Annotated in this window: 15 protein-coding genes; 3 read left to right on the top strand and 12 right to left on the bottom strand. The window is 49.4% G+C overall.

Annotated elements, in window-relative coordinates; all coding sequences use genetic code 11:
- Positions 1-360 precede the first annotated feature (360 nt).
- The 9 genes from VZT47_RS06895 to VZT47_RS10750 all read right to left on the bottom strand — a co-directional run bounded on the left by VZT47_RS06895 (position 361) and on the right by VZT47_RS10750 (position 8,866).
- Positions 361-864, bottom strand: coding sequence for a shikimate kinase (locus tag VZT47_RS06895; protein WP_330224234.1), 504 nt, complete (start codon positions 862-864; stop codon positions 361-363).
- Positions 861-1,670 (bottom strand): shikimate dehydrogenase family protein, encoded by an 810-nt coding sequence (locus tag VZT47_RS06890; protein ID WP_330224233.1) that lies wholly within the window; start codon positions 1,668-1,670, stop codon positions 861-863. The genes VZT47_RS06895 and VZT47_RS06890 overlap by 4 nt, the downstream gene beginning before the upstream one ends.
- A complete protein-coding gene (pheA, locus tag VZT47_RS06885) occupies positions 1,667-2,512 on the bottom strand; it encodes a prephenate dehydratase (RefSeq protein WP_330224232.1) in 846 nt (281 codons plus the stop codon). Before pheA ends, VZT47_RS06890 begins: the two co-directional genes overlap by 4 nt.
- Positions 2,502-3,602 carry a chorismate synthase gene (aroC, locus tag VZT47_RS06880; protein ID WP_330224231.1) on the bottom strand — a complete coding sequence of 367 codons (1,101 nt, stop codon included), beginning with the start codon at positions 3,600-3,602 and terminating at the stop codon, positions 2,502-2,504. Before aroC ends, pheA begins: the two co-directional genes overlap by 11 nt.
- Positions 3,599-4,864, bottom strand: a complete 1,266-nt coding sequence (gene aroA, locus VZT47_RS06875) for a 3-phosphoshikimate 1-carboxyvinyltransferase (RefSeq protein WP_330224230.1) — start codon at positions 4,862-4,864, stop codon at positions 3,599-3,601. Before aroA ends, aroC begins: the two co-directional genes overlap by 4 nt.
- Before the next feature lie 2 nt (positions 4,865-4,866).
- Positions 4,867-5,943, bottom strand: coding sequence for a 3-dehydroquinate synthase (gene aroB, locus VZT47_RS06870; protein WP_330224229.1), 1,077 nt, complete (start codon positions 5,941-5,943; stop codon positions 4,867-4,869).
- Positions 5,930-6,793, bottom strand: coding sequence for a prephenate dehydrogenase (locus VZT47_RS06865; protein ID WP_330224228.1), 864 nt, complete (start codon positions 6,791-6,793; stop codon positions 5,930-5,932). Before VZT47_RS06865 ends, aroB begins: the two co-directional genes overlap by 14 nt.
- Before the next feature lie 318 nt (positions 6,794-7,111).
- Positions 7,112-8,128: a 3-deoxy-7-phosphoheptulonate synthase gene (gene aroF, locus VZT47_RS06860; protein ID WP_330224227.1), complete on the bottom strand. Its 1,017-nt coding sequence runs from the start codon at positions 8,126-8,128 to the stop codon at positions 7,112-7,114.
- Between the two features lie 663 nt (positions 8,129-8,791).
- Entirely contained in the window at positions 8,792-8,866 is a 75-nt protein-coding gene (locus VZT47_RS10750) for a putative holin-like toxin (protein ID WP_363916598.1), read from the bottom strand.
- A gap of 277 nt (positions 8,867-9,143) precedes the next feature.
- Here VZT47_RS10750 and VZT47_RS06855 point away from each other — a divergent pair, with 277 nt between their 5' ends.
- Positions 9,144-9,449 carry a hypothetical protein gene (locus VZT47_RS06855; protein WP_330224226.1) on the top strand — a complete coding sequence of 102 codons (306 nt, stop codon included), beginning with the start codon at positions 9,144-9,146 and terminating at the stop codon, positions 9,447-9,449.
- Positions 9,450-9,524: 75 nt separating this feature from the next.
- Here VZT47_RS06855 and VZT47_RS06850 read toward each other — a convergent pair whose 3' ends face one another.
- A complete protein-coding gene (locus VZT47_RS06850; protein WP_330224225.1) occupies positions 9,525-10,730 on the bottom strand; it encodes an RtcB family protein in 1,206 nt (401 codons plus the stop codon).
- A 180-nt stretch (positions 10,731-10,910) separates the two neighbouring features.
- Here VZT47_RS06850 and VZT47_RS06845 point away from each other — a divergent pair, with 180 nt between their 5' ends.
- Positions 10,911-11,177: a DUF4160 domain-containing protein gene (locus VZT47_RS06845; RefSeq protein ID WP_330224224.1), complete on the top strand. Its 267-nt coding sequence runs from the start codon at positions 10,911-10,913 to the stop codon at positions 11,175-11,177.
- Positions 11,178-11,182: 5 nt separating this feature from the next.
- On the top strand, positions 11,183-11,482 hold the full coding sequence (locus VZT47_RS06840; protein ID WP_296956638.1) for a DUF2442 domain-containing protein: 300 nt from the start codon (positions 11,183-11,185) through the stop codon (positions 11,480-11,482).
- A 207-nt stretch (positions 11,483-11,689) separates the two neighbouring features.
- Here the strand turns inward: VZT47_RS06840 and VZT47_RS06835 are convergent, their stop codons facing one another.
- Together VZT47_RS06835 and VZT47_RS06830 are read right to left on the bottom strand one after the other, a co-directional pair.
- Positions 11,690-12,868, bottom strand: coding sequence for an ABC transporter permease (locus VZT47_RS06835; protein WP_330224223.1), 1,179 nt, complete (start codon positions 12,866-12,868; stop codon positions 11,690-11,692).
- Positions 12,865-13,524 carry an ABC transporter ATP-binding protein gene (locus VZT47_RS06830; RefSeq protein ID WP_330224222.1) on the bottom strand — a complete coding sequence of 220 codons (660 nt, stop codon included), beginning with the start codon at positions 13,522-13,524 and terminating at the stop codon, positions 12,865-12,867. Before VZT47_RS06830 ends, VZT47_RS06835 begins: the two co-directional genes overlap by 4 nt.
- Positions 13,525-14,202: the final 678 nt, after the last annotated feature.

The raw sequence follows: 14,202 nt of genomic DNA, 5'->3' as shown, positions 1-14,202 counted from the left end.
GTGGGTCTTGCCCCGGATCCGCCTTAAATTTTTGAGCGCTCAGCGGATCGGATGGGACTCGGCCCGAGGCCTCGCTCTTCTTGCTTTCACGGATATAGTAGCAAAAAACGCGATTTGTATCATTAGAAGTTTGTTAAACTTTTGCTGTTTATATAATGGAAACTTATATCTTCGAGGACTTTTGAATCGGGGATTGTCGGGAATATCGGGGATGGTCGGGATGATCGGGATGGTGGCGCCCTTTCGGGCGCAATTTTTTATATGGGCCGCTGGCTCTAACATACGAAGAAGATTGTTTCCATATAAAAAAGGGCGCCTTTATAACTTCAAGGCGCCCACCTTCGCGGACCACGATTGTACTCAGTCCAGGTGATATTTATGAATGATTTCCATAAGGCCTGCCAGCACTTCTTTTTCGCTGCCTGTATTGGAGAGGATTTCATCGGCTGCATCCCGGTAAAGTGCGATTCTTTCCTGATAGAGGTCATAGACTTTCTGCGGTCCTTCGGCTAAAAGGGGCCGGGTGCCCACTTCCACGTCGGAGACGATATCCTCCGGTTTCCGGTCTATGAAAAGGATGAGGCCGGAGTGATGGAGTCTTTCCACGTTTTGATTTCTTTTAACGACTCCTCCGCCGGTGGCTATGATGAGGTTCTGACAGGAGGAGAGGTCCTGAATTGTCCTTTCTTCTGCGTCACGGAAGGCTTTTTCGCTTTCGGCGAAGAAGCTTTTGATGGTCCGTTTTTCTTTATTTTCCAGGTATTCGTCGGCATCGATGAAGGTTCGGGCAAGGATTTCTGAGAGGGCTCTGCCGAAGGTGGTTTTGCCGCTTCCCGGCATGCCGATTAAGACGATATTTTTCATTTCATCATGTCCTTTGCGATTTTCGCTGCCACTTCCGGGGAAATTTCCCGGTCCATCCATATTTCTTCAGCTGCCATGGCCTGCATGACGAGCATGTACATGCCGTTTGATTTGTCTGCGTTTTTTGCGTCATGAAGAAGCTGTGTTTCTTCGGGATTGTAAATGATGTCGATGACTTTCGGGAAAGTTTCTGCCACTTCGGAGGAAATCGGGGATACTCCCACTTTCGGATACATGCCGACGGGGGTGGCATTGACGAGAAGGTATTTTTCGCCTGACCGGGTCAGGGAATCGTAGCCTTTGATTTCCACATTTCTTGCCTTTGCGAATTCAAGAAATTCTTCGTCCACTTTTCCGGGATGGCGGCTGATCACTGTGATACCTGAAGCTTTTTCATCGAAAAGGCACTGGATGACCGCTCTTGATGCGCCTCCGTGGCCCAGGACGATGACCGGTTTTCCTGAAACGTCTGCTCCGATCAGGGAAAGGGTCCGTTTGAAGCCGGTGTAGTCCGTATTGTAACCGATGAGTTTTCCTTTTTTCTTTGCAATCGTATTGACGGCGCCGATGGTTTCTGCTTCCGGAGAAAGTTCATCGAGGTAGGGAATGACGTCCACTTTATAAGGGATGGTGACATTCATGCCGTCGAAAGTTTTGAGGGCATGACGGAGTTCGGAATCGAAAACGGGCTTTGCTATTTCTTCCAGTTCGTAGGAGGAGTCGATATGTTCTATTTCAAAAAGTGTATGGTGAATCACGGGGGACAAACTGTGCCCCAGGACTTCACCCAGAAGTGCCAGTCTCATTCTTCCTCCTTATGAAAGCTCGGATAATTGCCAAGGATATGGAAATAGGTGCTCATGGACTGGAGGCCCCGGAGGGTCTGGGCATTGGCGGGATCTTCGAGCCGTCCCATGACATCGATGTGGAAGAAATATTCGAAAGGCCGTCCTTCCATGGGGCGGGATTCCAGATGGGTCATATTCATACCGCCATAGAAGAAATAGCCCAGCACATGGTACAGGGCGCCCGGTTCGTGGCGCACCGCCAGGACCAGGGTGATTTTGTCGGACTTTTCAGTGATTTCCATTTTCGGCCCGATGATGAAGAATCTCGTGTAGTTGCTGGAATTGAAAAAAATATTTTCCGCAATCACTTCGAGACCATAGAGACGGGCTGCGGTCTTCGAAGCCACAGCTGCCTGGTTTTTCTTCTTTTCTTCCGCCACTTTTTCCGCGCTCCGGGAGGTGGAAAAGTAGGGTTTCAGGGTCCAGTTCCTGTGTTTATTGAAAAAGGGCCGGCACTGGGCAAAGCCCTGGGGATGGGAGAAGACGGTATCGATGTCTTCCAGTTTCGTCCCCGGAAGGCCGAGCAGGTTATGCTCGATTTTGACAATCTGCTCTCCCACCACGGCACAATTGTAACGCCGGATCAGATCATAGACTTCGGTGATTCCGCCGGTAGAGGAGTTTTCGATGGGGACTACCCCATAATCGATATCTCCTTCTTTGACTGCCTGCATGACATCTTCAAAGAGGGGGAAATAGGATTCTTCCCTCGGTTGATTGCCAAACTGCTGCTCCATGGCTTCATAGGTGTAGGAGCCTTTGGCGCCATAGCAGCCCACCCGTAAAATTTTATCTTCCATAGGTTTCGCTCCTGTCGGTGAGAAGACTGTCTAAAATGACAAAGGCCGATGCCGCTTCAATGACCGGAATGGCTCTTGGAATAATGCAGGGATCGTGGCGGCCTCCGATAGACAAATCCGTATTTTCTCCTCTGGAAATATCCACGGTGTGCTGGCGTTTCCCAATGGAGGCTGTCGGTTTCACGGCAAGCCGGAAATTGACGGGGCTTCCGCCGGAAATACCGCCCAGGATTCCCCCATTGTGATTTGTCACCGTTTTCACGCAGCCTTCGTCATAAATCATTTCATCATTGGCTTCGGAGCCTTTGAATCCGGCAAATCCAAAACCTTCGCCAAATTCGATGCCTTTGACTGCCGGCACGGAAAACATCATGTGGGCCAGTTCACTTTCCAGGGAATCGAAGAAGGGATCTCCCAGGCCTGCGGGAAGGCCGCAGATCTGGCATTCCACGATACCGCCCACGGAGTCTCCTTCTTTCTGTGCGGAAAGGATGGCTTCCTCCATTTCTTTTCCTTTTTCTTCATCGAGAACGGGAAGTTTGGAAAGGGAAAGTTTCCTGAAAAGTTCTGCCCTTTCTCCCATGGGATGAAAAGGTCTGTCCTTGATGCCATGAATTTCGGCCGCATGGGCGCCGATATAAATGCCTTCCCCGGAGAGGACCTGTTTCGCCAGGGCTCCTGCAAAAGTCAGGGGCGCCGTGATCCGGCCTGAAAAATGGCCGCCTCCCCGGTAATCATTAAAGCCCCCGTATTTCACATGGCCCGTATAGTCCGCGTGGCCCGGGCGCATTTTCACTTTCAGTTCGCTGTAATCTTTGGAATGCTGGTTGGTATTCCGTATTTCCATGGCCAGAGCCGTCCCGGTCGTATGGTCATTGAAATAGCCCGAAAGGATTTCAAAAGCATCCTTTTCTTTTCGCGGTGTGGCGAGATTCGAGCTTCCCGGAGCGCGGCGTGCCATTTCGCGGCGGATTTCTTCCCAGTCAAAGGAAAGTCCCGCCGGCAGTCCGTCAATCACGCAGCCAATCGCCGGGCCATGGGATTCGCCGAAAATGGCCACTTTCAGGGTCCGTCCAAAAATATCACTCATAGGAGTTTCCCTCCTGCTTTCTTAAAATCATCCCAGAAGCGGGGGTAGGATTTCTTCACGCTTTCCGCCCCTTCGATGGTGAGGTTTCCTTCGATTTTTGGAGAAATGGCGGCAAGAGCCATGGCAATCCGGTGGTCATTCCAGGAGGAAACGGTGCCGCCGCGCAGGGATTTTTTCCCTTCGATGATGAGGCCGTCCGGTTTTTCTTTGATATCCGCCCCCAGTTTTGAAAGTTCCACAGCCATGGCATGGAGACGGTCACATTCTTTGAGCCGCACCCGTTCACCATGAATGATTTCCGTCCGCCCTTCGCTGACCGAAGCCAGAGCGGCAATGGCAGGGACTAAATCGGGAATATTTTCCGCATCCATGATGGTTCCGCGAGTTTTTGAAGTTTCAGCGATGATATTTCCATCTTTGGAAATAGAACCGCCCATGGATTCCAGAATGGAAAGAATCGCTTGATCCCCCTGGAGAGAGGTCTCAGAAAGGCCGGTCAAAGTCATTTTCCCGCCGGCAAGGCCGCTTACCAGCCAGAAGGCAGCCTGGGAATAGTCCCCTTCCACCGGGAAATGGCCGGTCCTATAATGCTGGCCCCCGGGGATTTCATAAAGGCCGGAAGCTTTTTTGTGGATGGTAATCCCGTGGCGGGAAAGGGTGTCCAGGGTCATTTCCACGTAGCTTTCCGATTCCAGTTTCGTGGTACTTTTCAGGACCGAATCTCCCTCTGCCAGAGGAAGGGCAAAGAGAAGGCCCGTGAAAAACTGGGAAGAAACGTTTCCGGGAAGTTCATAGAGACCGGCAGGGAGTTTCCCTTCTACTTCCAGCGGGAGTCCCCCTTCGGTTTTATAGGAAATATGCTTTTCGTCGAAAATTTCGTAGTATGGCGTGAGAGGTCTTTCAGAGAGCCTGCCCCGGCCTGTGTAAATGACGTGATTTTCTGACAGAAGGCCCAGAGGAATGAGGAAACGGAGGGTGGAGCCCGATTCACCGGCATCGGCTTTGAGGATTTCCTGCTGCTTTTTGAGTCCCCCGTCAATCGTAAGGGCGAGACCATCTTCTCTTTCCTCTTTCCTGATTTCTGCGCCAAAGAGGGACAGAATCCGTACGGTGGCTTCGATATCCTGGGACCAGGTGACTCCGGTCACTTTTGTTTCTCCATCGGCTAAAGCGGCTGCAATCAGTTCCCGATGGGTCATGCTTTTCGAAGAAGGAATGCGGAGGGTCCCTGTGAGTGGTTTTGGTTCAATGGTAATATCCATAATCAGTCCTGCCCGGTGACAATGTACTTCTTAAGTTCATCCGTGGAAATAGTAAGAAGCTTCGATTTCCCGATTTTTTCCAGAAGCACCAGGGTCATCTTTTTGCCCCGGCGCTTTTTATCGTGCATGATTTCCGGAATCAGTTCGTGGGCCGGAATGCCGATGGAGGTGGGAAGGGAAAGTTTTTTCAGGACCTTCAGAATCCTTTCAGCCGTTCCTTTTTCCGTGATGCCCAGTTTTTCAGACTGCGCCGTGATAAGACTCATTCCGATGGCTACCCCTTCGCCATGGGTATAGGTTCCATAATTGAAATACCGTTCCACTCCATGTCCGATGGTGTGCCCGAAATTCAGGACCTGCCGTCCGCCGTTATCAAACTGGTCTTCTTCCACCACTCTGGCTTTCTGGAGCACGCAGTGAAGGATGATTTCTTCGATATGAGCTTTCAAATCTTCCCGATCTTTCAGGTTTTCGAAGATTTCAAAGAGCTCAGCATCCCCGATGCAGCCGTATTTCACAGCTTCTGCCAGGCCGTCATGGACATAGCGGGTGGGGAGCGTTTCGAGAAGGTCCGGGTCGATGAAAACTCCTTTGGGCTGGTAAAAGGCACCAGCCAGATTTTTTCCGCCCGGCAGGTCCACCGCCACTTTGCCTCCTACGGAAGAATCAATCTGGGCCAGGATGGAAGTCGGAATCTGGTAGAAAGGAATTCCTCTCATATAGGCGGAAGCCGCAAAACCGCCCAGATCTCCCGGGACTCCGCCGGAAAGGGTGACCAGCACATCACTCCGGGACATATCGAATTCGGCAAGGGCATTCAGGACATTTCCGAAAGTGCCCAGATTCTTGCTTTCCTCGCCGGCAGGGAAGGAAATAATACGCACTTCGAAGCCCGATTTTTCCAGAATCTTTTTGAAGCGGGCTCCATAAAGGGGAGAGACATTGTCATCGGTGATGACGGCCACTTTTTCTGCCTTTGGCGTGATGGACCGGATTTTTTCTCCCACTTCATCCAGAAGTCCCCGCCGGATTTCGATTTCATAGGAATCTTCACCCAGATTGACTTTAACCGTTGCCATTCTTCATTGCCCTCTTTCTTTGACCAGCTTTGTCTAAAAATGCTTCTATTCTTTCTCCGTCTTTCTCATCCAGAGCCTCGCGGATTTCCGAAAGGGCCGATGAGAAACGGTCGATTTCATCCAGTAATTTTTCCCGGTTCGCCAGGAAAAGTTCCCGCCAGAGCCAGGCATTGATATCCGCAATCCGGGTCATATCACGGAAGGACCCGCCGGTGAAATACTTCGTATTTCCATGGAAAGAATCACTATTGATCAGCGCAGTCGCCAGGACATGGGTCAGATCGGACGTATAAGCGATAGCCCGGTCATGTTCTTCCGCACTGACAATGGCCACATGACTGCAGCCCAGGGCATAGGCCATATTTTCAATGAGCTTCAGGTGCTCTTCTGTATTTCCTTCCTCCGGAATCAGGATGTAATTGGCATTTTGAAATATGCCGCCGTCTGACTGGAAAAGGCCCGCCCCTTCCCTTCCGCACATGGGATGGCCCGAAACGAAATCCAGGTCCTTTCTGATAAAGGTGCGGATGCGGCGGGAAAAGTCTTTCTTCACCCCCGCAATATCTGTAAGAACGGCCCCTTCTTTAAAAAGGTCCAGATGGTCCCGGATAAAGGCAAGCGTCGCTTCCGCAGGCGTGCAGAAAATGACGATATCCGCCTTTTTCAGGTCTCCTTCTTCGATGGAATCCACGAGATGAAGATTTTTCGCCGTCTCTGCCACCGATTTCGTACGGTTCAGACCGATGACATGGCAGCCCAGGGCATGGAACCGATGAGCAAAAGAACCTCCCATCAGTCCCAGCCCGACTATGGCGATGGTTTGATCGGTAAAGTGAGTATTGCTGTCCATAATCGTTATCCTTATATATGTATATATTATATAATGGCTGCTTCGCAAGAAGAAATCGGATTGGGTATTTCGGATTTGGAATTTCGGGAAGGATATGGTTCGCTTCGCGAACCAATCATATATCGGCCCTGCGGGCCTTAGGCCTTTGCCCCAGAGAGAAAAGGAAAAATCTTCAGCTCCATTGACAGGTATTGCGCCTGTGCAGAGTCCCCATTCATATTTGTGCCGCATCAACGGCACACCTTCCCGCAATCCGCAATCCCAAATCCGCAATCCGATTTTTCAAAGTCAGGCGTAAGCGCAGTTTCCTTCCTGTTCTCAGATTTCCCGACCAACAATAGGAGCCAGCTGTTTCAGGCGGCCCATAAGGTGATCGAAGGTTTCCGGGGTAATGGATTCGGCCCCGTCACACCAGGCGTGTTCCGGATCGTTATGAACTTCACACATGATTCCATCGGCTCCGGCAGCAATGGCAGCCATAGCCATGGATTCTACCATCCAGCGGCGTCCTGTCGCATGGCTTGGATCTACAATGACCGGAAGATGGCTCATTCTTTTGACAGCAGCTACAGCAGAAAGGTCCAGTGTATTTCTGGTCGCTTTTTCGAAGGTACGGATGCCTCTTTCGCAGAGGATCACATTATGATTTCCTTCGGACATGATGTATTCGGCGCTCATGAGCCATTCTTCGATGGTGGCAGACATGCCGCGTTTCAAAAGGACCGGCACATTGAGACGGCCCACGGCTTTCAGAAGGTCGAAATTCTGCATATTTCTCGCGCCAATCTGGATGAGGTCCACTTTCTTTTCCAGGAAGGTCCCGATTTTATCGGCACTCATCAGCTCGGTAACTACAGGAAGGTCTACATTTCTGGCAGCGGAAATGAGCATATCCAGTCCTTTTTCACCAAGGCCCTGGAAGGAGTAGGGGGAAGTTCTCGGTTTGAAAGCGCCGCCGCGAAGCATGGATGCTCCCGAAGCTTTGACGGATTTGGAAATAATGGCCATCTGCTCGGGAGTTTCAATGGAACAGGGTCCTGCCATGACCACCAGTTTCTTTCCGCCTACTTTGACTCCGCCTACATCAATCACGGAATCCTGAGGATGGAAGGCGCGGCTCGCCCGTTTGTAAGGCTCCTGCACACGCATGACCTTGTCCACCCATTCATTGGAGAGGAAATCCCTCTCATCCAGCCCTGATGTATCCCCTACAAGGCCAAGCACCACTTTGCTGGAACCTTTGGAACGGTCTACCTGGAAACCTTTCTCCTTCAGTTCCGCTTCCAGATTTTCGATTTCAATGAGCGGTGCATTCTGTTTCATAACAATAATCATAATAGTCCTCCTCTGCCTTCCGGCTTCTGCTTTTACTTTTCCCTCACGGCCAGTTTCTATTTCTACAATTCTGCAATGGCCATGCTGAATCCAGGGAAAAGCAATGAAATCTCCTTCTAATCTCTAAAAAAATAAGGACAGGCTCGCCGGAGTCTGTCCTTTTTAGAATCCTTACTTAGAAAGATTCCGAGACCCGGCAGCGCACGTCAAAATAACCATAGCCATAATAGCTATAGGTAAAGGCTGCGTATGCTTTTACAAAAGCTGCCTGTCTCATGATAGTCTTTCCTTTCCTTAGAAGTTATACTCAGTATAGCCACCTGTGCGGGAATTTGTCAAGAGTCATTCCTGATAATCGTGATCCGTGGCCCGTGATCCGTGGAGCGCGCAGGTTGGCGCCTTGAAATTTATATGGGCGCCCTTTTTATATTTTATTTTTCGTCTTCCATAGCTTCTAATCGAGAATATCGAGTCTCATTTGAGGAAAACCGGAAAGTGGAGATAAAAAATAAGGCCAATAGATCTTAAAAGTATGGTATAATGGTCATAGAAAAGAGGCAGCCGATTCATTCCGTGGCCGCGGAATGGCTTCCTCTGTTCTCGATTGAAGTTGAAGAGAGCCTCCTAAGCCTTTGGAAGGCTTTTTTCAATGCCTGAAACGAATTACTTGTTTCTCATGATGTATGCTATCAGCGAACCGAATGCAATCATCAGTGATAAAGCTTCGTAAATGCTCATAGCATCACCCCCTTACGGGAGAGAAAAAGCCTGATCGACTGCCTCGGGAAAATTATACTATATGTTCGGGGAATAATCTATCGGATTTTCAAGTTAAAGCTTTTCCCTTTTTCTATTCTGATATAAAAACATGCTTTTCTGACCATAAAAAGCAAAACGACTACAAAAATGTGATTTTGAAAATGATTTTTTGAACTGTTGCAAAATTTGCAATAGTTGACTTTCCTTAAACCAAATTGCTCAAATCATTTCTCGTCTCGGGTGAAGTGAGGTATACATGAAAGGTAACTCCATAAACGAATTTATAAATGATATCCTGAATATGAGCGGGCCGGAGAAGGAATTTGTATTCAGAAATAAATTTTATTTTCTGGAGGCCCTGGCTACTGAAGGAACCCATTCACTTGATTTGCATATGGATGAATATGACAATACGAACCCAAAAGATAAAATTTATCTGACCACCTGGCACTTCCGGGGAAATACACAAAGGGAATGCCTGGAAAAATTTGAGCATGCCCCTCTCTTTAACGGAATGACCATTGATCAGGCAGAACGGGAAATAGAAGTCCTTTTCGGATAAGTCTCCCTTTGGGGAAATATAAAAGCAGTCGGTTTCACATAGCAGTGAAACCGGCTGCTTTTTACTTTAGAGAATTTATTCTTCTCCGGCCTTGAAGTTATAGACCGGTTTCATGATTTCCAATACTTCTGCCGTTTCGTCCAGCACGGAGAGGATGTCGTCCATGGATTTATAGGCCATAGGCGCCTCATCGAGGGTTCCCTGATTGACGGAAGTGGTATAGATGCCTTCCATTTCTTTTTGATATTCTTCTACCGTCAGAGTTTTCTTTGCCTGCATTCTGGACATGAGGCGTCCGGCTCCGTGAGGCGCGGAGTTGTTCCATTCGGGATTGCCTTTGCCTATGGCAAGGATACTGCCATCTCTCATATTGATGGGGATGAGCACTTTTTCTCCCCGATGGGCAGCGATAGCCCCTTTTCGGAGAATCCGTTCATCCACATCGATATAGTTATGAATGGTATGAAAAGCCTCCCCTGCGATGAGACCAGTCTTTTCGAGGAGGACTTTGGCCATGGTTTCCCTGTTCAGTCTGGCAAAAAGCTGGCAGATAGCCACATCGTGAAGGTACATGTCCAGATATTTCCCGGATAGATAGCAGAGATCTTCCGGGATGTCCACCTTTTTCTCCTCTGCGCGGAGAGCCTGAATCTCACGCTGGATGTCCTTTTCCCATCCTTCCGCCTTGCATCTGGCAATGATTTCTCCCATTTTTTCCTTGAAAAGTCCCTGACGGGCAATGAGTTCCACAGCTTTTCTCTGATAGAGCTCCGCCACCTGCTTTCCCAGATTGCGGCTGCCGGAGTGAATCACAAGGACATGGCCGCCCTTTTTCTTTTCTTCGATTTCAATGAAATGATTGCCCCCACCCAAGGTTCCCAGACTGCAGCCGATGCGATCTATTTTTCTAAGCTTTTCATAACAGAAAAGCCGGGTTAAATCAAAATCCATCTGCTTTTCGTCCCACACATTAAAGCCGGAAGGCACAAAGTGAGCCGCTTCATCAAATTTTCCATAATCTATAAGCTGGTTTCCCAGATCTACCGTATACATGCCGCAGCCCAGGTCTACACCTACAATGTTTGGTACAGCTTTATCAATGATGGTCATCGTAGTTCCGATGGTGCAGCCCTTTCCGAAATGTACGTCCGGCATGATGCGGACCCGGCTTCCCCGGGTCACTTCATACGAGCACATGCGCTGAATCTGTTCCCTGGCTTTCGGGTCTATCGTTTTTGCATAGGAAATGGCCGTCGTTACGGTCCCTTTGATTTCTTCCATGAAGTTCACCTCTTTGCTATTTCTAATAATACTATATTACTGACAATGAAACTACTAACTGTAAAAACTTGTAAACTTTCCGGATGTGAAGATTTTACCATTCGCTGCATTTCTGAAAAATATTTATTCTAAGAAACTGCTTCTTCCAAAATGGTATAATACAGAAAAGGAAGGAGTGCAATGCGTGAAATCAGTGAATTTTTCGGAATTCATATCACGATTAATTACAGCGACCACAATCCGCCGCATATTCATGCGGCTTATGGCGGATATCGTGCGTTGATTGATATACAGAATCAGGTCGCATTTAAAGGTTTCCTTCCGGGAAAGCAATTAAAACTCGTCCTGGCCTGGTGCGTCCTGCATGAGGCGGAATTGATGGAGAACTGGAATCTCGTCCGTTCCGGACAAAAGCCAAGAAAGATTTCTCCACTGGTAAAGGGGTGAATAGTATGATTTCCGAATACATTCCCCAGGTCGTACAGGTCCTTGCGGGGAAGGAATACCAGGTATATGCCTGGTTCGATGATGGCAGTGTCCATCTCTATGATATGTCCCCCCTGCTGAAACCGGGCACTGTATTTGAGCCGCTGCTCGATAAAGTCCTGTTCCGCAAATCACTGACCGTCATGAACGATACATTGGCTTTTGATCTTACCGGAAACCGCGATCCCTATGATGTCATAGATATAGCGCCGGAAGAAATATACAGTGCAAAAGCTGTAAAAGATCCCCTTGAGGGTATTGCATGAAGCAAAATAAATTTCTCTTCTCGCCAGAAATAAATCACTAAAAGAGGCAAACTTTGCAGAATCAAAGTTTACCTCTTTTTCTATTCATTATCTGCATATAAAAATGGCGCCCCTTATTTCCAAAAGGGCGCCACCTTCACGGAACACGGATCACGGGCCACGGACCACGAACAGCTCATGTGCCTCTAACCGAAGTCACGCAAAATGTCACAAATACTCCGACACATCTTTCTTTCCCACCATGACAGCCGGAACTAGTCCTGCGATCATTCCTATAATCGTAATGACCGGAATGATGAGGAATCCCCGCCAGTCGGGAGTGGTCACCATAGTAATGGCTGCTCCGCCGGAAACAGCTTTGGCTGCTCCCAGAGTGGCTCCGTAGGCACAAAGCCAGCCGACCAGGCTTCCTGCGAAGAGGAGCATGCCTTCTTCGGCGAGAAGGAGTTTCCGGATATCTCCCTTTCCTGCGCCCAGGGCTTCGAGGAGTGCGAGTTCTTTCATTCGTCCCAGGCCGCTCCAGTACATGACGAGGAGGGTAATTAAGAGGGATATGCCCAGCATGGAGGAAATCAGGATTTTCCAGAAATTCTTTGTCTGGCCCACCATGGCATAGAGGGAAATGACGGATTGGGAGGGGAAGACCATCTGGACTTCTTTATTTCTCTGGTATTCGGAGAGGAGCTGCATGGCTTCTTTGTAGCCTTTCGGGACTACGAGAAGGGTGGTGACCTGACGGTCGGAAGGATTTACACTCTCTCCTCCATGGGCTTCCCAGACGTCTTCCATGGAAATAAAGATGGCCGTATCATAGGGGCCGCCGGTGGGTTTCAGAATCCCTGTCACTTGGAAGGGATGTTTGTGTTCATGGCCTTTCGATGCGGTGCCGTGGATGGATTTGAAAGTATCCCCCACTTTGAGTCCCGTGAGGCGGGCGGTTTCGCTTCCGATGACTGCTTCTCCGTCTGCCGCAAAGATTTTGCCCTCAGAAAGGGAAAGCCAGGGATCTTCTTTTTTGTTGGGGCGGTATTCGAAGAGGGATGGATCCGTGCCGGCAATGCGGAAACCCCGATAGTTATCCCCAAAGCCCAGGGGATAGACGGCCTGGACTTTACCGGAAGCTTCCAGTTTTTCTTTTTCGCTCCATTTAATATTTCCCAAAGGACGGTCCCGGAGGAAGACCGTATTCAGCACCAGCTGGTAGGCCGAGCCTTTGTCACCCACAAGAATCGGGAATGGACTTACGGCCCGGTTAATGCCTTCATAGAGCCCTCCCGTCACCTGCAGGATAAAAACAGGAACTGCTGCAGTCAAAACGATGAGCAGAAAGAGCAGGAACTGCCGGAGAGGCCTTCTCACAAGGGAAAGGAAAGCGAGTTTAATCATAAGAAGCCTCCTTCCTGCATGTCGTAGCGTTTGGGAAACAGACTCATCACATGGGTATCATGGGTGGCGCAGAGGAGGTAGCAGCCCGTCCCTTTCTGATAATCCAGAAGAATCTGCATCAGTTTTTCCCCGTTTTCCCGGTCCAAAGCGGCCGTCGGTTCATCGGCAAGAAGGAGGGATGGTTTTCTCACGATGGCCCGGAGGAAGGAAACTCTCTGCTGCTGGCCGCCCGAAAGGGTCTCGGGATAGCGGTCTTCGAGGCCTTTGAGATTCACTTCTTCCAGAAGGTTTGAAATTTCCTCATCTGTGGCTTTTTCGCCTGCAAAGGAGGCGGAAAGGCGGATATTTTCAGAAACGGTCAGATAGGGCAGAAGGAGTGGCTTCTGAAAGACATAGCCCACTTCCTTCGCCCGGAAGGTGCAGCGCTTTTCTTTCGGAAGGGATGTGAGGACTTCTTTCCCTATCCGGATTTCTCCTGTCGTGGGCGTGAGTAATCCGGAAAGGCAGTGAAGAAAGGTGGTCTTCCCCGTGCCGGAAGGACCCGTAATACAGGTGAGCCCCCGGTCTTCCAGGGTAAAAGAAGGAACCTTCAGGGCTGTCAGAGTAGATCCCCTGCCATCGGGAAATTTCACGGTGAGATCAGTGATTTGAATCATATCTTTTCCTTTCTTGATGACTTATATGTGAAAGGATAACTACAGGATGAATGGCTTTCAGGTATCGGATTGGGGATTGCGGATTTGGGATTTCGGGAAGGTGGCGCCCTACGGGCGCAGTTTTTAGATTTTGCCTTCGGCTCTCATCTGCATCAGGGGAGATTGTTCACAATTGTGAAAGGGGAACTGCAGGCGGAATGACTTTTGTTTCGGGGTTGTCGGGAATTCCGGGGATGATTCGGGATTGTCGGGATGGTGGCGCCCTTCGGACGCAGTTTTTGATTTTGCCTTCGGCCCTCATCTGCACCGGGAAAAATTTTCCTCATTTGTGCAGTTCCCCCTCACCCGTCGCGGGAGCTCCCGGGGATGAGTTTACCTTCAAGCCCAATTTCGATTTGTTCGATAGTACAACCCCTCAGTCACTTCGTGACAGCTCCCCAACTTGGGGAGCCTTTACCGTTTGCATGCCAGGGATTTTTGACATATATCCCATGTGCCTTTTGGCATTTAGCCTCATATGTGCTAACGAAGCGGATGACTAACTGCTGTTATGAAGTGACCGTTGTCAAGAGGTAATTTGCGACTTTTCAACGATTCACCCTTGGAGCCATGCATCGGTTCCTCCTTAATGACATCTGGGAAAGACCCTGGTCTACGGACTTACGGCATTTGGCCATT

Origin of the sequence: Dialister sp. (genome assembly GCF_036343215.1) — a bacterium.
Taxonomy (GTDB): domain Bacteria; phylum Bacillota; class Negativicutes; order Veillonellales; family Dialisteraceae; genus Dialister.
The sequence above is the reverse complement of the archived record's forward strand: the minus strand, read 5'-3'. Positions and strand labels throughout refer to the sequence as shown.